Annotated in this window: 22 protein-coding genes; 17 read left to right on the forward strand and 5 right to left on the reverse strand. The window is 64.9% G+C overall.

Going from position 1 to position 20,663, the window contains the following annotated elements; all coding sequences use genetic code 11:
- The 11 genes from BRC58_10075 to BRC58_10125 form a co-directional block, all read left to right on the forward strand.
- A partial coding sequence (locus BRC58_10075) for an IS5/IS1182 family transposase (GenBank protein ID PSP16077.1) occupies nucleotides 1-85 on the forward strand: 85 nt, incomplete at its 5' end.
- Between the two features lie 146 nt (nucleotides 86-231).
- Nucleotides 232-522, forward strand: coding sequence for a hypothetical protein (locus tag BRC58_10080; protein PSP16078.1), 291 nt, complete (start codon nucleotides 232-234; stop codon nucleotides 520-522).
- 40 nt (nucleotides 523-562) lie between these two features.
- Nucleotides 563-1,933: a hypothetical protein gene (locus BRC58_10085; GenBank protein ID PSP16079.1), complete on the forward strand. Its 1,371-nt coding sequence runs from the start codon at nucleotides 563-565 to the stop codon at nucleotides 1,931-1,933.
- Complete coding sequence (locus BRC58_10090; protein PSP16080.1) at nucleotides 1,864-2,142, forward strand: hypothetical protein; 279 nt, start codon at nucleotides 1,864-1,866, stop codon at nucleotides 2,140-2,142. Before BRC58_10085 ends, BRC58_10090 begins: the two co-directional genes overlap by 70 nt.
- 398 nt (nucleotides 2,143-2,540) lie before the next feature.
- Nucleotides 2,541-3,776, forward strand: a complete 1,236-nt coding sequence (locus BRC58_10095; protein PSP16081.1) for an S-layer protein — start codon at nucleotides 2,541-2,543, stop codon at nucleotides 3,774-3,776.
- A gap of 61 nt (nucleotides 3,777-3,837) precedes the next feature.
- Nucleotides 3,838-4,218, forward strand: coding sequence for a hypothetical protein (locus BRC58_10100; protein PSP16082.1), 381 nt, complete (start codon nucleotides 3,838-3,840; stop codon nucleotides 4,216-4,218).
- 439 nt (nucleotides 4,219-4,657) lie between these two features.
- Nucleotides 4,658-5,200, forward strand: a complete 543-nt coding sequence (locus BRC58_10105; protein ID PSP16083.1) for a hypothetical protein — start codon at nucleotides 4,658-4,660, stop codon at nucleotides 5,198-5,200.
- An 82-nt stretch (nucleotides 5,201-5,282) separates the two neighbouring features.
- Nucleotides 5,283-5,741 (forward strand): hypothetical protein, encoded by a 459-nt coding sequence (locus tag BRC58_10110; protein ID PSP16084.1) that lies wholly within the window; start codon nucleotides 5,283-5,285, stop codon nucleotides 5,739-5,741.
- Between the two features lie 517 nt (nucleotides 5,742-6,258).
- Nucleotides 6,259-6,660, forward strand: a complete 402-nt coding sequence (locus BRC58_10115) for a hypothetical protein (protein PSP16085.1) — start codon at nucleotides 6,259-6,261, stop codon at nucleotides 6,658-6,660.
- Nucleotides 6,661-6,965: 305 nt separating this feature from the next.
- Nucleotides 6,966-7,721, forward strand: coding sequence for a hypothetical protein (locus BRC58_10120; GenBank protein PSP16086.1), 756 nt, complete (start codon nucleotides 6,966-6,968; stop codon nucleotides 7,719-7,721).
- Nucleotides 7,642-8,310 carry a hypothetical protein gene (locus BRC58_10125; protein PSP16087.1) on the forward strand — a complete coding sequence of 223 codons (669 nt, stop codon included), beginning with the start codon at nucleotides 7,642-7,644 and terminating at the stop codon, nucleotides 8,308-8,310. The genes BRC58_10120 and BRC58_10125 overlap by 80 nt, the downstream gene beginning before the upstream one ends.
- Before the next feature lie 374 nt (nucleotides 8,311-8,684).
- Here BRC58_10125 and BRC58_10130 read toward each other — a convergent pair whose 3' ends face one another.
- The 3 genes from BRC58_10130 to BRC58_10140 are packed head-to-tail and all read right to left on the reverse strand — an operon-like array spanning nucleotide 8,685 to nucleotide 10,281.
- Complete coding sequence (locus tag BRC58_10130; GenBank protein PSP16088.1) at nucleotides 8,685-8,774, reverse strand: cytochrome b6-f complex subunit PetN; 90 nt, start codon at nucleotides 8,772-8,774, stop codon at nucleotides 8,685-8,687.
- A 52-nt stretch (nucleotides 8,775-8,826) separates the two neighbouring features.
- Nucleotides 8,827-9,504: an NAD(P)-dependent oxidoreductase gene (locus BRC58_10135; GenBank protein PSP16089.1), complete on the reverse strand. Its 678-nt coding sequence runs from the start codon at nucleotides 9,502-9,504 to the stop codon at nucleotides 8,827-8,829.
- 9 nt (nucleotides 9,505-9,513) lie between these two features.
- A complete protein-coding gene (locus BRC58_10140; protein PSP16090.1) occupies nucleotides 9,514-10,281 on the reverse strand; it encodes a hypothetical protein in 768 nt (255 codons plus the stop codon).
- 132 nt (nucleotides 10,282-10,413) lie between these two features.
- On the opposite strand from BRC58_10140, the gene BRC58_10145 reads away from it, so the two are divergent.
- A complete protein-coding gene (locus tag BRC58_10145) occupies nucleotides 10,414-11,013 on the forward strand; it encodes a hypothetical protein (protein PSP16091.1) in 600 nt (199 codons plus the stop codon).
- On the opposite strand, the gene gyrB is transcribed toward BRC58_10145, so the two are convergent.
- The gene (gyrB, locus tag BRC58_10150) at nucleotides 11,010-12,941 is read right to left on the reverse strand and encodes a DNA topoisomerase (ATP-hydrolyzing) subunit B (GenBank protein PSP16092.1); all 1,932 of its coding nucleotides are present in this window, start codon (nucleotides 12,939-12,941) and stop codon (nucleotides 11,010-11,012) included. The genes BRC58_10145 and gyrB overlap by 4 nt on opposite strands.
- Before the next feature lie 157 nt (nucleotides 12,942-13,098).
- On the opposite strand from gyrB, the gene BRC58_10155 reads away from it, so the two are divergent.
- The 5 genes from BRC58_10155 to BRC58_10175 all read left to right on the forward strand — a co-directional run bounded on the left by BRC58_10155 (nucleotide 13,099) and on the right by BRC58_10175 (nucleotide 20,162).
- On the forward strand, nucleotides 13,099-14,076 hold the full coding sequence (locus BRC58_10155; GenBank protein PSP16116.1) for a tRNA (adenosine(37)-N6)-dimethylallyltransferase MiaA: 978 nt from the start codon (nucleotides 13,099-13,101) through the stop codon (nucleotides 14,074-14,076).
- Nucleotides 14,077-14,119: 43 nt separating this feature from the next.
- Nucleotides 14,120-15,601, forward strand: a complete 1,482-nt coding sequence (locus BRC58_10160; GenBank protein PSP16093.1) for an FAD-binding oxidoreductase — start codon at nucleotides 14,120-14,122, stop codon at nucleotides 15,599-15,601.
- A 60-nt stretch (nucleotides 15,602-15,661) separates the two neighbouring features.
- Nucleotides 15,662-15,907 (forward strand): hypothetical protein, encoded by a 246-nt coding sequence (locus BRC58_10165; GenBank protein PSP16094.1) that lies wholly within the window; start codon nucleotides 15,662-15,664, stop codon nucleotides 15,905-15,907.
- A 410-nt stretch (nucleotides 15,908-16,317) separates the two neighbouring features.
- Nucleotides 16,318-19,656 (forward strand): nuclease, encoded by a 3,339-nt coding sequence (locus tag BRC58_10170; GenBank protein PSP16095.1) that lies wholly within the window; start codon nucleotides 16,318-16,320, stop codon nucleotides 19,654-19,656.
- Between the two features lie 47 nt (nucleotides 19,657-19,703).
- Nucleotides 19,704-20,162 carry a DUF29 domain-containing protein gene (locus BRC58_10175; GenBank protein ID PSP16096.1) on the forward strand — a complete coding sequence of 153 codons (459 nt, stop codon included), beginning with the start codon at nucleotides 19,704-19,706 and terminating at the stop codon, nucleotides 20,160-20,162.
- A 237-nt stretch (nucleotides 20,163-20,399) separates the two neighbouring features.
- Here the strand turns inward: BRC58_10175 and BRC58_10180 are convergent, their stop codons facing one another.
- Entirely contained in the window at nucleotides 20,400-20,636 is a 237-nt protein-coding gene (locus BRC58_10180) for a hypothetical protein (protein PSP16097.1), read from the reverse strand.
- Nucleotides 20,637-20,663 lie beyond the last annotated feature (27 nt).

The following is a 20,663-nucleotide window of genomic DNA, read 5'->3' on the forward strand; positions in this document are numbered from 1 at the left end:
TGAGCGGCGTGCTGATATGCACCAAGCCTTTCTCAAGCTGGGCTGCGCGCTCATCCTGTTCAACCACCTGCAGAAGTTCTGTTAGGCGTTCTAAGTTACGGTTAAATGCTTTTAAAGTTAAGGCCAAGGTTTATCAAGATGCGGAACTTATTGGGTGGATGACATTGCGATTGCAGAGAAAAACGGCTATAAGTACAGGTAATCGTATTTCCAAGCTGGCAAGCAGCAACCGTGCAACTCTGCATCGATTTAGTCGGCACCGAACCCAGTGACCCGCCGGCACTCGCCCAAGACTTAAAGGCTGCTTTCCAGCAAGCGGGCCGAACGCCTGCCGAAGGCGACCTCAAGGTTCTCTCCACTGATAGCGGCGGAGCTCTGAGCGCCTTTATCACCGCTCCATCGGGCTGGTCCTGGCAGCTCCTAGCAGCCCTCCGGTCGGCGGTCGTGCAGTACCTAAAAAACCGCTCTGCCCGGCAAATTGAGCTGACCGGCGGGAACCCCACATGGGCTATAGCGCCATGACTGCCGCAATCGAAAGGAGGCCGCCAGCAGCGGCACTACCGTGACATCCCCCCAAAACCCAAACCAGATCCTGATTGTCGAAGACGAACTCATCCTCGCCAAGCGAGTAGCGCGCCAGCTCGAGCAGCAAGGCTACGGCATTGCCGACATTTGTACCACCGGTCAGGCGGCCTTGGAGCACTTCGAGCGCTGCCAGCCCAATTTGGTCTTGATGGATATTGCCCTTCCGGGCGAGTGGGACGGCATTGAGGCAGCCGCCCGCATTCGCGAGCGCGCTGACATTCCGCTGATCTATCTAACGGCCTATGCCGATGATGCTACCTTGGCCCGGGCCGAAGCCACCGGCGGTGCTTGCGGCTACCTGACCAAGCCCTATCGAGAGTGCGAGCTGCGCACCACGGTCAAAATGGCCTTGACCCAGCACCAGGTGCGGCAACGCGAGCGCACCCAGGCTCAGCAGGCCCATCAAGCTCAACTTGAGGAACTGACCCACGGCGATGGCATCACGGGGCTGCCCAACCAATTGGCGCTGCACGAGCAGTTCGCGCGCTTGCTAGCCGATCGCGGTGAGGGCACAACATTGCCAGTCTTATGCCTGCACCTGGATCGGGGTCGCGCTCTAGAAGCCACTTTTGGCACCGGGACCCAAAACACGCTCACCCAGAACGCTGCCCAACGGTTGCAGGCGCAAGTGAGCGAGCGCGACCTGTTAGCCAGCCTAGGTGAGGGGCAGTTTGCCGTGGTAGTGGGAGATGGCCGGGCCGGCCCAGAGCGCGCCCAGCACCTGCTGGCTTGCCTCAATCGACTAACGGCCCTCGCCGGGCAAGAAGTAGCCCTCACCGCTAGCGCCGGGCTCGCCCACTACCCCGACAACGGCACCCAACTGGACGGGCTGCTCGCCCAAGCCAGCCAAGCCGCCGAGCGCGCCGCCGCCGGCGGCAACCAGTACCGCCACGCCCAGCCCCAGCAAGCCGCCGCCAGCCGCGATCGCCTCGCCCTCGAGACCGCCCTGCGCTACGCCCTCGACCGTCAGCAGTTCCAGCTCCACTACCAACCGCGCATCGCCCTCGCCACCGGCCAAACCGTAGGCGCCGAAGCCCTGCTGCGCTGGCTCCACCCCGAATGGGGCAACATCCCGCCCGGGCGCTTTATCCCCATTGCCGAAGAAACCGGCACCATCCTCGAGATTGGCGAGTGGGTGGCCCGCACCGCCTCCCGGCAGCTGCAAGCCTGGAACCAGCGTCTGCGTCACCCGCTGGCGCTCGCCGTCAACCTCTCGGGGCGCCAGTTCGAGAGCGAGCAGCTAGTCCAGCAGCTCGCCGCGCTGGGCCAGCCGCCGCTGTGCAGCAGCTGGTGGGCGCGGGCTTGCGCATTGCCATTGACGATTTCGGCACGGGCTACTCCTCGCTGAGCTACTTAAAGCAATTCCCGTTTCAAATCCTCAAAATCGACCGCGCCTTCGTCCGGCATGTCGACAGCGACGAGCGCAACGCGGCGATCGTCACCGCCGTTTTGCAGATGGCGCAGCAGTTGCAGCTGCGGGTAGTGGCCGAGGGCGTCGAGACCGAGGCCGAGCGGGCGTTTTTGGCGCACCACGGTTGCCCCGAGGCTCAGGGCTAGTTGTTTGCCCCGGCGCTGTCGGCGGCTGCCTTCGAGCAGCGGTTGGTTGACGAGAACTATAGCAAAGCCAAATGAATCGTGAACGGATAAGTGCGCCTGCATCTAAGAAGCTTAATCCCCAGTTCGAGGGGATCCTAAGGTTTTGCTCGACAGGCTGGCTCCGTTCATGTGCACTCTACGATTGCTATAGATAAGGTCTGCTCCGAACCAGCAGGGCAATTCGAGCGGTTGCCATGGCCCCCGTGCTGCCCCTACCGGCATCCGGCCGTTCGACCAGTGGTGAACTTGCTTGCAGCTAGCGTTGCGCGGAACAGCCGGTCGGCTCGCGGGAACCCCATCGGGTGCGATTGCGTCCTTGGGGGCGGTCCGAGTCGTTCAAAGCCATCTGCTTGCGTGTGATGTCTCTACCTTCTAGCTACGCTGCGGGATCGGTAGCTGCCGCGTTGGGGACGGTGGCGGGGGCAGCTGCTCCCCTGGTTGCGCCAGCGCCTGCTGCCGCCCAGCCCAATTTCCCCGATGTCTCGAGCAATTACTGGGCTCAGCCCTACATTCGGGCCATGGCGGAGCGCGACATTGTTGGCGGCTTCCCGGATGGAACGTTCCGCCCCGACGAGCCAGTAACGCGAGCGCAGTTCGCCGCCATGCTGGAGCAAACTTTCTCCAAAGCCGCCAGTCGCGATCCCGCTCAGTTTCAAGACGTTCCCCAGGACCACTGGGCGCGTCAGGCCATCCGGCAGGCATACGCCACCGGCTTTTTAAGCGGCTACCCCAACAACCGCTTCCGGCCGGGCCAAAGCATTCCCCGCGTTCAGGCCCTGGCCTCCTTAGCCGGCGGCCTCGGCTATGACACGAGCGGTTCTGTCAGCTCAACGCTCGACTACTATACCGATGCCGTTGCCATTCCCGACTGGGCGCGCAACAGCATTGCGGCTGCAACGCAAAATCAGCTCGTTGTCAACCATCCCGATGTCCGCCAACTGCAGCCCAACCAAGCTGCAACGCGCGCCGAGGTAGCAGCCTTTATTTATCAAGCGCTCGTCAGTGCCGGCAAAGCCGAACCGATCAACTCGCGTTACGTGGCGCAGCGCCAAGGCAAAGCCAAAGTCGTTCCGGCGGGGACGACGCTGGCAACGCGGTACGAGCAGGCCGAAACTATTTATCTGGCGCCTCAGGAGCCCAAGCCCGTCCCGGTAACGTTAACCGTGTCGCAAGCCGTCACGAATGATCGCGGCCAAATCCTGATTCCGAGCGGCGCTTCTGTGAAAGGTGAGCTCCGCACCGTCAAGGCCAATGGCCAGCAAGGCGCGCGCTTTGTAGCGCGGCAGCTCGTTTGGGCCAACGGACGGACCGTTTCGCTAGATGCCAGCTCCAACCTCATTACTAGCAAAGAGACAGTCCAACGCGGGGCTAGTGCGGGCGACATCTTGAAGGGGGGAGCTGTCGGTGCCGGAGCAGCCGCTGCCATTACGGCCGTGACGGGCGATAAAGCGATCGCTACCGAAGAGGTCCTAGGCGGTGCCGCCGCCGGTGCGCTAGGTGGCGTTTTTGTCGGTCGGGAGCAGGTCGAGCTAATCGCCATCCAGCCCGATCGGGACTTGGCGCTAACCCTCAAGTCCCCACTGACGGTGCAGTGAGATGGGCTGCGCCGCATCCGCCGAATGACAGCTGCAAGCGAGGTTGCTTTAGGAGGTTTTTGTGCTCGCGCGGTTTGCGATCGCATTGGGTATTGCAACCAGTACTGCCCTTGCCATCCCCCAGGCGGCCAACGCGCAAATCCAGCCCCAACCTTGGATCTCAGTGGGGCGCAAAAATGCTGAGACTAGCTTCTCAGTGGGCGCGCGCTTTTTCAACTTTGGCGCCGAGCTGGGCACGATCGACGGTTCCACTGGTGTCGATTTGATGCGCTTTATCAGTACGCCTGTGGTATCCCCGTACCTCGGATTGGGCTTGTACTCAGATAATGAAAGCGTGGCTTTTTCGGGTGGCGTCCAGATCCGGCCGCACGGCAATTTCTTTTTAGGCGTGGGGTATCACTCCGTTCGCGGGGCCAACGGTCAAGTTGGCATTAAGTTTTGAGCAGACAGGATTGCAGCGTTCGGCAAGCAGCCGCCGGATGATACCAATTCTCGTGGCTTGTGCACTAGATTGCGATCTTCAAAACTCCTTCAATATGGGAGTTATGTCCTTTGGTTAGCGTGCATCCGCTGCTCAAATTGGTATGAGCCGTACGCAAACTGCTTACTTCGACGACCTCCCGCGCCGCCTGCGCTTCGCGATAGCCTTGGCGCAGGCGGCGTTTGGGCGCCACGTCCATTGGGGGTATTGATGGGTCGCTGGCCGACTTTCGGCAAGCCACCGAGGCCCTGACGCAGCGCGTTTGCGAGACTGCCGGCATCCGCGATGGTATGCGCGTTCTCGATGCCGGCTGCGGCCTGGGCGGGATGATCGCCTTTTTGAACGAGCGCCACCGGGACATGGCCCTAACGGGCATTAATGTTGATGCCGAGCAACTCGCTTGGGCGCGCGAGTCGCTGGTTGGGGTGAATGGCAACCGCATCAGTCTGGAGTGGGCCGATGCCTGCAAAGCGAGCTCCCGCATGCCGATGGCAGCTTCGACGCCGTGCTTGCCCTGGAGTGCGCCTTTGCTTTCCCTAGCCGGGCGCGTTTTTTCCAGCAAGCCCGCCGGGTCTTGCGACCGGGGGGAACGCTGGCACTGTGCGATTTTGTGCTTGCGCGCGGTTTTGCTGCGCTCTGGAAGCAGGTGGAGGAGCGCATGCAGCCGGCGATCGCGCGCAGCTACGGGCAGCTCCCGGCCCGGTTCTGCTCGTTGGCCGATTACTGCGAACTGGCTCGCCAAGCGGGGTTTGAGCTTCACCACACCGAAGACATTACGCGCAACACGTTGCCGACGTACTCGGCCATCAACCCACTGCTGCGCCGCAATGGCGATAGTACGACCTATCGCGCCTCGCGGGGACTGGCAGCCATCACTCGGCTGCGGCTGTTGCGCTATGCCATTTTGAGCTGGCAATGGGCTGGCCCGGAAAAGCCAGTCTAGCGACGGCCAACGGCGACAAATTTGACGCCGGCAGCGCTCGGCCGCCATCACTGGGGGAAGCCAACGATCCGTAGGAGCGGCCATGTACGACGTTGCCATCATTGGCGCTGGCCCAGTTGGCCTTGCAACGGCCATTGGCTTGTACGAGCGCGGCGTTACCAACCTCGTTGTTCTCGAGCAGGCGCGGGAGCTGCGCGCTGTCGGCCAGCAAATCGCTCTGCTGCCCAATGGCCTGTGGGCGCTGCACTACCTGAGCCCATCCGCCTTGGAAGCTGTCAGGGCAAATCGCTCGAGCCGCGCGCAGCGGTGGCTGCAAAAAACACCCGACGGCCGCGAGTTCGATTCGTTTTCGCTGCGCGACGAAGATTGGGAGGCGGCCTACGGCATCGGGCGAGTGCCCATGCGTTGGTACGTCCTCCAGCAAACGCTTAAGGACCAGTTGCCCCAAGGAACCCTTTGCTTGGATCGCCGCTGTGTTAGTGTCGCGGAAGCCCCCGACAGCGGTTACGTTCGGGTTAACTGTTGCTCGCGCTCGGAGTAGGCGAGCAATCCCTACGGGCACTGGGATTTTAGCCGCAGCCCCGGATCTGCTGAGGGAGACGGCAGCGGCGAGCCCGTTCCCCCCATCCACACTCAGATCGTACTGGCCACAGATGGAATTGGCTCGCGCGTTCGCCACTCGCTCTACTCCCATTCAGAATACGCCTCCTACGCGCGCCCGGCGTATTCGGGATTTGGGGCGGTGGCTTGCCTGGATTTTGGCGTGCCCGACGAGGTTCTGTCAGTGCTGGATGCGACTTACACGGCTGAGGAGAACGTTGTCGGGATAGCTAACCCCGACAAGATAGCCAACGCTCCCATGCGCGAGAACGCCCGCATGCTGCTATTCCGCCGCTCGGACGGCCGCGCCGGCTACTTGGTCCATGCCCCCATGCCGCTCGCATCGCTACAGGCTAGCGACGGCGCAGGAGCCACGGCGCTGGCTGCCGAGGCTCTAGCCCGGGCGCAATATCCGAGCGTGCTGCAAGCAGGTGGTGCGATCGGCCCCGTCCGAGGGGGTGGTCTCGCGCCCCTACTACATCTATCGAGTTGCAGAGGAGGCTAGTGAGGCCGATCCGCCTTGGGCGTGGCGCCGGGTCGCGCTCGTGGGCGACGCTGCTCACGGCATGCCCCCCTTTCTGGGGCAAGGTGGCAATCAGGGCCTGGAGGATGCAGCGGCTGTGGTGGCAGCGATCGCGCCGCTACTCGCGCGGGGCGACGGCTGTGATAGCAATACAGTGGAAGCAGCCCTGAGGCGTTACGAGCGCTATCGCAAGCACTGGGTGGCGTGGGTGCAGCAGCCCATTGCCCAAAATGCAGTTTTCTGCGCGCCCGAGGCGCGCGAAAGATTCAACCGCAAACTATTCGATTGGGATCTGGCATCAGAATTGGAGGCCGAAGTATTGCAGCCGCGACCGTGAAAGGAGCGGAGCTGCGCAGACCGTGCCGGAGGCTTGCTACCGACTGAGTCCTGCGTCACCCGCTGCCAGCGTGCTCGGCCATCAATTCGCGGCTGCGCTAGCTCGGGAGCCATGCCGCCGTGCATCGCTCGTTGAGCTCACCTGGAAAAGAACGACAGCGACAACCTTGACGCGAGTAGCACTCGGCCGCCATGACTGGGGGGGCCAACAACCCGCAGGGGCGGCCATGTACGACTATTGGCGCCGGTCCAGTCGGCCTTGCAGCGGCTACTGGACTGTATGAGCGCGGCATCACTAACCTAATCGTGCTGGAGCAAGCGCGAGCCTTCCGTCAGGCCGGGCAAAATGTTGACCTTCTCCCCAACGGCCTCCAGGCCTTGCGCTACCTGAGCCGGCAAGCCTACGACAGCGTGAAAGCTGCCGATCTGAGCGATTCGGGGGCCCAGCAAATGCTCAACAAGGATGTCGCCGGTCGAGAACTCTACCGGCTTTCGCTGGCCAATCGGGACTGGGCGGAGGCTTACGGTGAGGGACGTGCCCCCGTCCGCTGGTACGAGCTGCAGCAGGCCCTGCGGGCGTGCCTGCCCGAGGAAGCCGTTCGGCTCGACTTCCGCTGTACTAACCTTGCTGAGGCGCCCACTGGATGCGTCCGCATTGAGGGCATATCGCGCCTAGGGGAAGGCGCGAACCCTTACGCCCATTGGCAGAGCAACGAGGAATCAGACAAGGCGGCTGACGAGCAGGGCGTTTTCACCTCGCCGGTTCGCGCCCGAGTCGCGATCGCGGCTGATGGCATCAACTCTGCAGTCCGGCAGGTTTTGTACGCCGGCACGCCCCACCAAGACTGCGCGCAACCGGCTTACGCTGGCTATGGTGCCGTCGGGTGCCTGGATATCGGCCAGCTATCGGATGAGCTGCTGGCCCAGCTAGACGAGCACTACACGCACGACGCCAGGCTGCTAACCGTCTTCAACCCCGAGCATGAGGACGGCGCGCGCGATGCTAGTGCGCCGCCCGGACGGTCGCGCCGGGTTCTACATCCACCTTCCTTTGCTGTTTGACGCGCTCCAGAGCCCGGCAGAAGCGCTCGAGCGTACCGCACAGGGACTAGCCGAAGCAGAGTTCCCCGGGCCATTGCAGCAGCTGGTGCGGCAAGCGCCTGCGGACAGTCTCATCAAGCGGCGCTACTACGTTCATTGGGCGACAGCCCCGGAAACGGGAGTGCAGCCACCCTGGCACTTAGGGCGCAAGATGCTGATTGGCGATGCCGCCCACGGTATGCCGCCATTTCTCGCCCAGGGGACCAATCAAGGGTTTGAGGATGCTGCCACCATCGCGACGGCCCTTGCCGCTCTCGAACGCTGGGACGATGGCGCGATGGGGCGATCGCTCAAGCCTTCCGCCAGGTGGAGCAGTTTCGCCGCCCTTGGGTTGACTGGATCCAGCGGATGGCACTTCGGCACGTTGCCTTCCGCTCGGCGACCGAACGCGAGCGGTACTGCCAAACGGTTTTTGGCCGAGACCTTGCCAGCGAGTTGGCCGACGCAATCGACGCTCGAATCCCTGCACGATCGGAAACAAGGCGCTAAAAAACGGCAAGAAAATTCGCTTGGGATTGCCTTACAGCTCGCCGGTTGTTGCAAGGCTTAACTGCGCGCTTGGATGGGGTGGGCGATTCCTGCAAGAACTCCCAACTAGTTGGTTTGGCAAGTCAAAGGGATGGTAAAGACATCGCTTTCGTAAGAGGCGATTGGGGACTCTAGAGCTTCTTTGCCATTAGTGACTGTTTCTTCGTGCTGCCCCCGATTGAACGACTTGCCCTGCCTAGCATTGCTGGCGTCTAGCGGGATCGCGCAGCAAGTCGCTCGCTTGCCCGGCCACTGGCACTATTGCCGATCGCGGCGGCGGCGGCGCCGATCGCGCCACTCGGCAGCGGTGAGGTAGAGCACGCCGCCGCTGACCACAATTAGCAGGCCCAGCGCCAGCAGAAACAGCAGGTTGAGAAACGAGGTGCCCAGCACGGTTCAGAAGCTACTGCGTCCCCAAACCACGGCTGCAATCGACCAGGTAAAAAAGGCGATGACCGAGACCCAACCCAGCGTCAGAATGTCCATAGCGGCTTGCCACTAAACCCACTTCGGGCCTCTATCGTACCAACCCCGCCTCTCAGAGGGGGAGGACCTCAAAGTTGGGATCGCCGTAGGCCGTATCGCGATCGATCACGGCCAGCACCCGGTTGCGGGTGAGGTCCGCATTCCAGCCGCGGCAGACCAGGCGCGCCACGTCGGCGCGGGTGATGCTGCCGGCAACGGCAGCGCTCTCGGTGAGGATGCCGCGATCGGTGGCAGGCTCCGAGCTCAGGCCGCCCGGCCGGATGATGGTGTAGGGCAGGCCGCTGGCAATCAGGTGGCGCTCGGCCTGCTCTTTATCGGCCAGTACCGGTCCCAGTGCCTCCAGCGCGCGCTGCGGCAGTGCCTGCTGGCTCTCACCGCTGCCAATGGAGGAGATGAGAATGAAGCGCTCGGCCCCGGCTTGCACGGCTGCATCGATGAGGTTGCGGTTGCCGGCGCGATCGGGCCGCTGCTCGTCCTGCGGGCTGCCGCCAATCGTGGAGATGACGGCGCGAACGGGCCCGCTTGCCGTTAAGGCTTGCATCACGGCTTGGCGATCAAGGGCATCGCCCACGGTCACGCTCAGCCCCATGACCTCGAGCTCGGGCTGCGCTTGCTGTGATCGCAGCAGGGCATAGACCGGCTGACCTTGCGCCCGCAAGCAGCGAGCGATTTCGTAACCCACGCCGCGGCTGGCCCCAGCCAGCCAGATTGCTCCGTCCGCCTCGGCCATTGTTGGGTGCTACCCGCGCTCCTGCGCTGCCATTGTCGCATTGGCAGCACTTGCGGCTGGGGGGCTGGCCGCGTTCGCCTGCGCCCGCCAAAACTCCAGAATGCGCGCGCCCACGCGCTGCGGGTAGGCATAGTGAAACAGGTGAGCGCCGCCCGGACACTGCCAGAGGCGATCGCCGGGTTTGAGCCAAGGCTGCCAGCGCTGCAAGGCCGAGGGATCGGCGATGGCATCATCCTGGCTGCCGCAAGCGAGCAACGGAACCGCAACCCCACCCCGGGGCAAGCTCGCCCGCTGCAGCAGCGAATGCGGCGAAGGAGAGGCAATAGCATCGCGCTGCAGGCACTGCACCAATCCGGCCAGCTCGCGCCGGCTGCGGTTGCCCACGAGCGCGCGCGCCATTTGGGTCAGGGCCATTTGGCGCGAGCAAGGCACTTGCCGGTAGTAGGCGTAGTAGTGCGCCTGCCAGTTAACGGCCGGCTCGGCGCCCACTCCCAGCAGCGTTAGCGAGCGAACGCGCTCGGGCTGCTTGCGTGCGTAGCACCAGCCCAGTAGCCCGCTGGTGCCATGCCCCACCAGGTGGACCGGATGCGGTGCGGCTTTGAGAAAGTCATGTAGCAGCGCGATCGCGGCATCGAGCGAGCTGGCTGCGTCCGGGTCTTGCCGGTACTGCCACTGCCGGATGGCAGCCCGACCGCTAAAGTAGCGCAGCAGCGGGCGGTCGAAGTGTTGCAGGGCGGGACTGACATTGAGCCAGATGGCATTGGGCCAAAGGGACATGGGGGGCGTTCCTCCCGGTCGTTTTGGAGCAATTGCGGTTGCTGTATTGAAAATACATATCAATAATGCCAGCTAACTGCCGCGCGGTCGCGCCTCGTTTACACTTAGTAAAGACGCGCGGCCGCCTCGCCCATGCTTACCACCACCGAGTTGCGCTGGTTCCTGAGCGGTCTGCTGCCGGCAGCCATCCGCCAGTGGTTCCGGCAGCAGGCCCCGGGCGAGCTGGTGCAAGCGGACGCCGAGCGCACGGACTGGTACCTGGCCCCCGCCCCGCCCTGCCCGGCGCTCAACCTCAAACAGCGTCAAGGGGCCTGGGAGCTGAAGTGGCGCCAAGCGCAACTGGGTGCCTTACCTGCCGGCACGCCCTGGCAGGGCGAGCTAGAGCAGTGGGTCAAATGGCGCTGCGAGGCCGAGCGCCCCGAGGCAATTGCGCTGACCCCAGCCATGCAGGCCCGCGGTCCCTGGGTGGCCGTGCGCAAATCGCGATCGCTGCGCCGCCTGTCGCTGGCGAGCGGAACTAGCTGCGAGCTGGAGCTAACGCAGTTGCAGGCGGGCGATCGCTGGGGCTGGACGCTGGCGCTGGAAGCGTCGGGAGCGGCCGCACAACTGCAGGCGCCGCTGCAGGCAGCCGCCGCTAAGCTGGCCCGAAGCTACCCTGAACTAGCGCTCGAGGCCCGGCAGTCCTACGCCTATCCCAGCTGGCTGGCCGCCATCCCGCCCAGCGGCGTCTAGATATCGAGCTCGGCTAGGTTGAGCTGCGAGCCGTAGGCTTCAATGAACTCGCGGCGCGGCGCCACGCGATCGCCCATTAGGACGGTAAAGATGCGATCCGCCTCGGCGGCGTCCTCAATCTCAACGCGCTTGAGAATGCGCGTCTCGGGATTCATGGTAGTCTCCCACAGCTGCTGGGGCATCATCTCGCCCAGGCCCTTAAAGCGCTGGATGCTGTAGTTGGCGTTTTCGGGGAATTCTTGGCGCACCAGGCGGTCCAGCTCGCTGTCGCTGTAGCAGTAGTAGGATTGGCGCCGCCGCTCGACTTTGTACAGCGGCGGGCAGGCTATGTAGACATAGCCGCCATCGACGAGCGCCTGCTGGTAGCGGTAGAAAAACGTCAGCAGCAGCGTCCGGATGTGGGCGCCATCCACATCCGCATCGGTCATGACGATGATGCGGTGGTAGCGCAGCTGCGACAGGTCGAACTCCTCGCCTTTGACGCCTAGGCCCAGCGCGGTGATGAGGGATTGAACCTCGTTGTTTTTGTAGATTTTGCTGTCATCGGTTTTTTCAATGTTGAGGATCTTGCCGCGCAGGGGCATGATGGCCTGCAAGCGCCGGTCGCGCCCCTGCTTGGCGCTGCCGCCGGCCGAGTCCCCCTCAACGATAAAGATCTCGGACTCGCCGGGATCGCGGGAGCTGCAATCGGCGAGTTTGCCCGGCAGCGGCGAGGACTCCAGCACTGACTTGCGCCGGACCTGCTCGCGGGCGAGGCGGGCGGCTTCGGCCGCCTTAAACGCCTGAACGGCCTTATCGATAATGGCGTCGGCCACGCCGGGGTTGAAATCCAGGTACTCGGTCAGGACTTCGCCCACCAGCGAGTCCACCACGCCGCGCACCTCGGTGTTGCCCAGCTTGGTTTTGGTTTGCCCCTCAAATTCGGGGTCGGGCACCTTAACCGAGATGACGCCAGTCATCCCCTCGCGCACGTTCTCGCCGCCCAAGTTGGGATCTTTGTCTTTGAGCTTGTTGCGCTTGCGGGCGACGGCGTTGATGGTGCGCGTCAGAACCGTTTTGAGGCCTTCCAGGTGGGTGCCGCCGTCGGTGGTACGGATGTTGTTGGCAAAGCCCAGCAGGTTGTCGTTGTAGGCATCGGCGCACCACTGCAGCGACACCTCGACTTGAATGCCCTCGCGCTCGCCCTGGACGTAGACGATGTCTTTGTGCAGCGGCTGCTTCTCGCGGGTCATGTAGGCGACGTACTCTTGAATGCCGCCTTGGTAGCAGTAGCTCTCCTGCTGGGGCTCGCTGGGGCGGTTGTCGGTTAGGGTGATGCGCACGCCGGCATTGAGAAAGGCCAGCTCGCGCAGGCGGCCGCTGAGGGTATTGTAGTCCAGTGTGGTGTCGCTGGCAAAAATCTCGCGGTCCGGGCGAAAGGCGATCACGGTGCCGGTGCCGCTGGCCTCAGCCGGCTCTTGGGTGAGCTCGCCGGCGGGGAGGCCGCGCTCGAAGCGCTGGTTGTAGCGGCGGTCGTCGCGCCAGACGGTAACCGCCAGCCACTCGGCGAGGGCGTTGACCACCGAGACGCCGACGCCGTGCAGGCCGCCCGAGACCTTGTAGCTGCTGTCGCTGCCGCCAAATTTGCCCCCGGCGTGCAGCACGGTCATGACGGTCTCCAGCGCCGATTTGCCCGTGCGCGCGTGCCGCTCCACGGGAATGCCGCGGCCGTTGTCGGTCACGCACACCGAGCCGTCGGCCTCGAGCTCGACGGTGATGCGATCGCAGTAGCCCGCCATGGCCTCGTCGATGGCGTTATCGACGACTTCATAAACTAGGTGGTGCAGCCCGCGGGCGCCCGTCGACCCCACGTACATGCCCGGCCGCTTGCGGACCGGTTCTAGCCCCTCTAGGACCTGAATTTGTTCGGCGCTGTATCCTGCGGTCATGAAATCGCTCGCAAATAAAGGCGGCTAGAAAGCGAATCATTTGGCGCGACGGCAAAACAGACCCCAAAAGCCCCAAAAACGCTTTCTGGCTCATTTTAGCACCCTTGAAGCGGCCGCTCGGGCCATAGGTGAACCCCGCCACGCGATGGACGATGGCATGGACGCCAGCGCCCCCCTGCCCGGCGCGATCGCCCTCTGCGGCGCCACGGCCACCGGCAAATCGGGGCTGGCGCTGGCCCTGGCGCGCCAGCTCAACACCGCCATCCTCAGCCTGGACTCGCGCCAGGTCTATCGCGAGCTGAATATCGGCACGGCCAAACCCACCCCAGCCGAGCGCGCGGCCGTGCCCCACTACCTGATCGACATCTGCGATCCGCGCAAGCAGCTCACGCTGGCGCAGTACCAGGACCGCGCTTGGGCCGTCCTGGCACAGTTCGAGCAACTGCCACCGCCCGATCCCAGCCGGCCCAAGGGCGAGCTGCCGCTACTGGTGGGCGGTACCGGCCTGTACTTCCAGGCCATCGCGCGCGGGCTCAAAATCCCGCGCGTTCCGCCGCAACCGGCGCTGCGATCGCAGCTCCAGCACCTGGGCCAACCGCAGTGCCACGCCCTGCTGGCGCGCGCCGACCCCGATGCCGCCGCCAAAATCCACCCCAACGATCACGTCCGCACGCGGCGCGCGCTGGAGGTGCTCTATACCACCGGCGTCCCCATCTCGCAGCAGCAGGGGGAAGCCCCACCGGCTTACCCCATCCTGGCCCTGGGCCTCGATGCCCCGCCCGAGGCGCTTGCGCGCCGCATCGAGCGCCGCACGCGCCAGATGCTGGCCGCCGGGCTGGCCGAGGAGGTTGCGGCCCTGGGCGAGCGCTACGGCTGGGACCTGCCGCTGCTGGAGACGTTGGGCTATCGCGAGATGCGGGCGCACCTGCGCGGGGAGCTGGGGCTGGAGGCCGCGCGCGATGCTATCGTGCTGCGCACGCGCCAGTTCGCCAAGCGCCAGCGCACGTGGTTCCAAGCCTATCCCGAGATCGAGTGGTTTCATGCGGAGGCGCCGGATCTGCTGGATCGCCTCGAGGCGCGGATCCGGCAGTTTCGGGCAGCGATCGCTCCATCGCAGCTGCCTGCAAGGCCCTAGCTGGCTTGCCAAAATATAGGGCCAAGCGCTCCCGGCAGTTCCCATGCAACTCAAAAATCCCTTTGCGCTCCGGCAGAGTCCCTGGCAGCAGTTCTGCAAGCAGCTCGAGCGAACTGTAGGCCAAGACGGCCTCATCCGGCAGCAAGAAGAGCTGCTGACCTACGAAAGCGACGGCCTCCCCTGCTACCGCGAGCGGCCGGCGCTGGCGGTCTTGCCGCGCACCACCGAGCAGGTAGCGCAAGCGATCCGCCTCTGCAATGACTATGGCATCACCTGGGTCGCCCGCGGGGCGGGGACGGGCCTCTCGGGTGGGGCCCTGCCCATCCGGGAAGGGGTACTGATCGTCACCTCGCGCATGAACCGCATCCTGGAGGCGGACACCGACAACCAACGCGTGGTGGTGCAGCCGGGCGCGATCAACAACTGGGTGACGCAAGCAGTCAGCGAGGCCGGGTTTTACTACGCCCCCGATCCCTCCAGCCAGTCGGTCTGCACCATCGGCGGCAACATTGCCGAGAACTCCGGCGGCGTTCACTGCCTCAAGTACGGGGTAACCATCAACCACGTGCTGGGGCTCAAGGCGGTCACCGCGCAGGGCGAGATCGTCGAGTTGGGCGGCGAGGTCCCCGAGATGCCCGGCTACGACCTCACCGGGTTGTTCGTGGGCTCGGAAGGCACCCTGGGCCTGGCCACCGAGATTACGCTCAGCATCCTCAAAACCCCCGAATCGGCCTGCGTGCTGCTGGCGGATTTCGCCAGCATGGAGGCCGCCGGGCAGGCCGTGACCGACATTGTGGGGGCCGGCATCATCCCTGCCGGGATGGAGATGATGGACAACCTCAGCATCAACGCGGTGGAGGATGTCGTCGGCAGCGGCTGCTACCCGCGCGATGCCGCGGCCGTGCTGCTGGTGGAGCTGGACGGCCTGAGCGAGGAAGTCGAGGCCGATGTAGCCCGCGTGGCCGATCGGTGCGAGCGCGCCGGCGCGCGCAGCACCCAAACCGCCTGGGATGCAGCCACGCAGCAAAAATTCTGGAAGGGGCGCAAAGCCGCCTTTGCCGCGGCCGGCAACCTCAGCCCGGACTACTTCATTCAGGATGGGGTTATCCCGCGCACGCAGCTGAGCTGGGTGCTGGGCGAGATTGAAGCCCTGAGCCAGCGCTTTGGCTACCGCATCGCCAACGTCTTTCACGCCGGCGATGGCAACTTGCACCCGCTGATCCTCTACGACAATTCGGTCGAGGGCCAGCTCGCGGAGGTCGAGACCCTAGGGCGCGAGATCCTCAAGCGCTGCGTCCAGGCTGGCGGCAGCATCTCGGGCGAGCACGGCATTGGCGCGGACAAAAACTGCTTCATGCCGGATATGTTCAGTGCCGCGGACCTCGAGACCATGCGGCGCGTGCGCCTGGCCTTCGATCCCAACCAGCTGGCCAACTCGGAAAAACTCTTCCCCACCCCGCGCACCTGCGGCGAAGCAGCCCACGCGCACCAGTGGGTCGAGACCCAAGGCGCCCAGCTGTACTGATAGGCCTGCGGCGGCGCTCTCCTCGCGGGCGCGCTGGGCGAGCGGCGCTACATCGGTTACTTGCAGGCCGCGCTCGCTGGTGGCGCGATCGGCGACGAGATCGAGATCCTTGGCCTTGGGCAGCTGCATGGGATAGATGGCACGGACGGTCACTTGCCGCTCAAGGGGGATGATCGCATCGCTGCCAAAGGCCAGCTGGGCCTCAAATGGGACTTGCCAGGTGCCGGCTTTGACCTTGTGGGGCTCGCCGATGCGCTGGATTTGGAGCTCGGGGGGCCGATCCGCTGGCGCCCCGGCCGGCGCTAGCTGGTGCAGATCCTGCAGCAGGGGCGCGCGCAGGGCTTGGGCGAACGGCAGCTCGCCCGCTTGCGGCTCGCCGCCAAAGGCAGCGCTCACCCCCTGCGCCATTGATCGCTCGACAAAGGTTTGGATGGCCGCCGGCGATCGCCGGCTGGGGTTCTGCACGTCCTCACGCACGGGCGCATCGTCGCGCAGGGCCATTCCCACAGCGCTAAAGACCGCATAGAGCCCGAGGATGGCCAGAAAAACAGCGAGGCTGGTGCGACCGAACGGCAGCTGGGACATAAGGCAAGTTGCGCGGGGCTGCTTTCAGCCTAGCGCCTGCTGGGGGCCTTGGGGGGTACCAGCAGCCCGCCCGGCTCGATCCCAGCTGGGGTGGCGTGCAGCATGGAGGTGGCTCGCACAGTGGAGGGGCTATGCATCGTGATCGCGGCGAAATCCGCTGCGCGCCCACAGACCTGCTGCGCTTTCTGGGCTGCCGCCACGCGAGCTACCTCGACTGGCACGCGCTCGATGGGGGGTTGCGTCCGGACGATCCCGATCCGCAATCGGCCTTCATCCAGCAGCAGGGGCGCGATCACGAGTGGGCCTACTTGGACAAGGTGCGGGTCCAATACAGCTTGGTGGAGATTGCTGCCTCAGGGGGGGTTGCCGAGCGAGCGGCCCGCACGCAGCAAGCCATGCGCGCCGGCACGCCGGCCATTGCCCAGGCCGTGCTGGAGCGGGGCCCGTGGCAGGGTATGCCGGATCTGCTCTGGCGCATCGAGCAGCCCTCGGCGTTGGGCGCCCACGCCTACGAGCCCGGCGATATCAAACTGGCGAGCCACCCCCAGCCCGAGCACCTGCTGCAGCTGGCGGCCTATGCCGATCTGCTGGCGAGCGAGCAGGGCACCCTCCCCCAGCGCCTGCACCTGGTTCTGGGCGACGAGCGCCATCTGGTCTATCGCTGCGCCGAGTTCTGGAACTTCTACACCCGCGTGCGGGACCGCTTCGAGGCCTTTCTGGCCCAGCTGCCCCAGGCTGCCCAGCCCTCTCAGCCCGAGCCCTGCCCCATGTGCGATCAGTGCGACTGGCACAGCCACTGCGAGGCCGTTTGGGAGCAGCAAGACCACCTCACCCACGTCGCCGACATCCGCCAGAGCCAGATCGCCAAATTGCGCGCCGCTGGCGTTACGACCGTGGCCCAGCTCGCCGCCCTCCCCGAAGAGGCAACAGTCCGGGGAATGAGCGCCGGCACGCTGGCGCGCCTGCGCCGCCAAGCCGCGCTGCAGTGCCACCAGCGCAAAACCGGCCAAGATACCTACCAACTGCTCGAGGTGGCGCCCGGCCAAGGCCTGGAGCGGCTGCCGCCGCCGGACCCGGGCGATCTGTTTTTTGATATTGAGGGCGATCCCTTCTACCCGGGCGGGCTGGAGTACCTGTTTGGTGTTTACCAAACGCTCGAGCCGCCCGAGTTCCGCTGCTTCTGGGCCCACGATCGCGACCAGGAACGCCAGGCCCTGGAGCAGACGATTGACTGCCTGGTCGCGCGCCTGCAGCAGCGCCCCCATGCCCACATCTACCACTACGCCCACTACGAGTTCTCGGCGCTCAAGCGCCTGAGCTCAGCCCACGGCACCCGCGAAGCGGAACTGGACCAGCTGCTGCGCGAGCGCAAGTTTGTCGATCTCTACCGGGTGGTGCGCGAGGGGCTGGCGGTCTCGCGGCCCAGCTACTCCCTCAAAGAGCTGGAGGCGTTCTATACTGACAAGCGCAGCGATGCCGTGGAAACGGCGGTTGACAGCATCCTCTGGTACGAGCACTGGCGCCAAAGCAGGGACGATACCAAGCTCCGGGACATTGCCGACTACAACCAGGTCGACTGCCGCTCCACGGGCCAGCTGCGCGACTGGCTGCTGAGCTTGCGCCCCGAGCCGCCCCCAGCCCAGGCAGCAGAGGCCCAGGAGCCGCCAGCGGTGATCGCGGCGGTCCCCACCGAGAGCGACACCCTGGCCCAGGCCGTCAGCACCGGCGCCACGCACCTGCCCGAGCGCGCGCGCACCCTCATCGGCCACCTGCTCGAGTTCCACCGCCGCGAGGAAAAGCCCCAGTGGTGGGCCCTGTTCGAGCGGGCCAACAGCCTGGAAGAGGATCTCATTGACGATCCCGAGTGCCTGGCGGGCTTGGTCTGGGATGCCGACTGCCCGCTGGCGGCACACCAGCGCTCGGTGCTGGTGACCTATCGCTACCCCGCCCAGGAAACCAAGCTGGCTCCCGGCGATCGCCCCGCCATCGCCGCCAACCTGAACGCCACGCACGCGATCGCGGCGCTCAATGAAACCGAGCGGCGCGTGCAGCTCAAGCGCGGCAAAACCAGCGACCCGCTCCCCGAGCGCCTGTCGCTGATTCCCGGCCGCCCCATCCAAACTCAGACGCTCAAGGCGGCAGTAGGCCGCTTGGCGCAATCGGCGGCGGCTCGGGCGGGGCGCTACGCCGCCGTGGAGGCCTTTCTGGCCCGCGCGGCGCCGCGCATCGCAGGCTGCGACCCGCAACAGCCGCTGGTGGCCCCCGGCTCGGATCCGGTAGCGGCGGTTCGGGACCTGGCCCTGGGCCTGCAGGCGAGCTACCTGGTCGTCCAGGGGCCGCCCGGCACGGGCAAAACCCATACGGCCGCTCGCGCCATTGTGGCGCTGCTCCAGCGGGGCGATCGCGTGGGGGTCATGGCCGCCACGCACAAGGCCATTAACAACCTGCTGGCCAAGGTGGAGGCGGCTGCCCGGGCTGAGGGCCTGAGCTTCTGCGGCGCCCAAAAAGCCAGCAGCGACCGGCAGGCCTTGAACAGGGAGCAGATTGCTACGGTCCGCGAGCCCAAAAAGATCGGCACCGAGCACCAGCTGATCGCCGGAACCGCCTGGCTCTTTGCCCGGCCCGAGTTCGATCTGAGCTGCGATGCGCTGTTTGTCGATGAAGCCGGGCAGGTCTCGCTGGGCAATCTGGTCGCGGCCGGCACGGCCGGGCGCAATTTGGTGCTGGTGGGCGATCGCATGCAGCTAGGCCAGCCCATTCAGGGCACCCACCCCGGCGAGGCGGGGCAATCCAGCTTGGACTACCTGCTGGGCGAGCGCGCCACCATCCCGCCCGAGCGGGGGGTATTTTTGGACACGACGCGGCGCCTGCCCCCCGAGATCTGCTGCTTTGTCTCCTCGGCCATTTACGAGGGGCGGCTGCAAGCGCACCCCGATACCGCAACGCGCCACCTGGTGCTGCCTCCGGATGCCCCAGCGGCCCTGGCGCCGCGCGGCCTGCGCTTTGTGGACGCCCATCACAGTGGCTGCCAGCAAAAAAGCGAGGCCGAAGCCGACATCATTAAGGGGCTCATCGATTGCCTGCTGACCGCCCGCGTTTGCCATGCCGATGGCAGCCAACGCCCGCTGACGCTCAACGACATCCTGGTCACCGCACCCTACAACCTCCAGGTCTCGCATCTGGAGCGAGTCCTGCCTGATGGCGCGCAGGTGGGAACGGTGGATCGCTTCCAGGGCCAGGAAGCCGAGGTGGTGCTGGTCTCCATGACCACTTCCTCGCCGCAGGAGCTGCCGCGGCAGGTGGAGTTCCTCTACAGCCGCAACCGGCTCAACGTGGCCATCTCGCGCGCCCGCTGCCTGGCGGTCACCATTGCCAACCCGGCCCTGCTGGATCTGCCCTGCACCACCGTGGAACAGATCCGCCCGGTCAATACCTTGTGCTGGCTGCGCGACTACGCCAGGGCGCATTGAGCCCCGTGAGCCGGCGCTAGGATCGCGGTAGTTGCCGGTCCGAGCCCATGCAAAACGCGCAAAGCCCCAACCTAGCCCAGCTCTACGAAACAGACTATGCTCGCTGGCTAGATGAAACCATCGAGCAGCTTAAAGCGCGCGAGTTCGACGCGCTGGATCTATCCAACCTGATCGAGGAGCTGGCCGATATGGGGTGCAGCCAAAAGCAGGCTCTTGCTAGCAACCTAGAGCTGCTCCTGCGGCACTTGCTCAAGTGGAAGTACCAACCCACCCAGCAAACCCCTAGCTGGCGGCTTACCATTCGAGAACGCCGCAAGCAGATTCGCCGCCTGCTGCGCGACAGTTCCAGCCTCAAGCCCGAACTAGAGCGGCGACTGCCCGAAGAGTATGCGAATGCACGCGAGCTAGCCGCTGATGAAACGGGGCTATCCTTAGATTGGTTCCCAACCCAGCCACCATTCGGTATTGAGCAGGCCCTTGATGATCGCTTCTGGCCCCAGTCTTAACCGCTGGCCGCGATCACGACTGGTGGCAACCGCGGACAGTCGAGCGCTCCCAACGACTGCTTGGTTCTTGTGTTCGATAAATGGGGCCGCTCCTAGTAAGAGCGGTGGAACCTTTGGCCTGAGCCGGATCGCTGGGATCGGTGGGATCGCTTCAATGTGGCTGCTCCTAGTAAGAGCGGTGGAACATCGATTTGGGCATCGCTCAGGCCGCGATTGCGTGCTTCAATGGGGCCGCTCCTAATCGGAGCGGTGGAACGGCGGAGAGCCAAACCACCCACGATAGGGAATTTTCAAGGTCCAGTTGCGCGAACCCAAGCGGGCAGGCACCCAAACGGGCGCAAGCGCAGTTGCCGCAATCGTAGCAAAGCGGCTGCAAGCCGCTCGCCGTGCGGCCTCCATCGTTTGCGCGAACCCCTCCAACCAGCCTATTAGCCTAACTTCGCCGCAGCTGGGCAATCCGAGCCCATCAGCCATCCCATGCCGTGTGACAGCCACCCCATC

The organism is Cyanobacteria bacterium QS_8_64_29, from assembly GCA_003022125.1.
Classification (GTDB): domain Bacteria; phylum Cyanobacteriota; class Cyanobacteriia; order Cyanobacteriales; family Rubidibacteraceae; genus QS-8-64-29.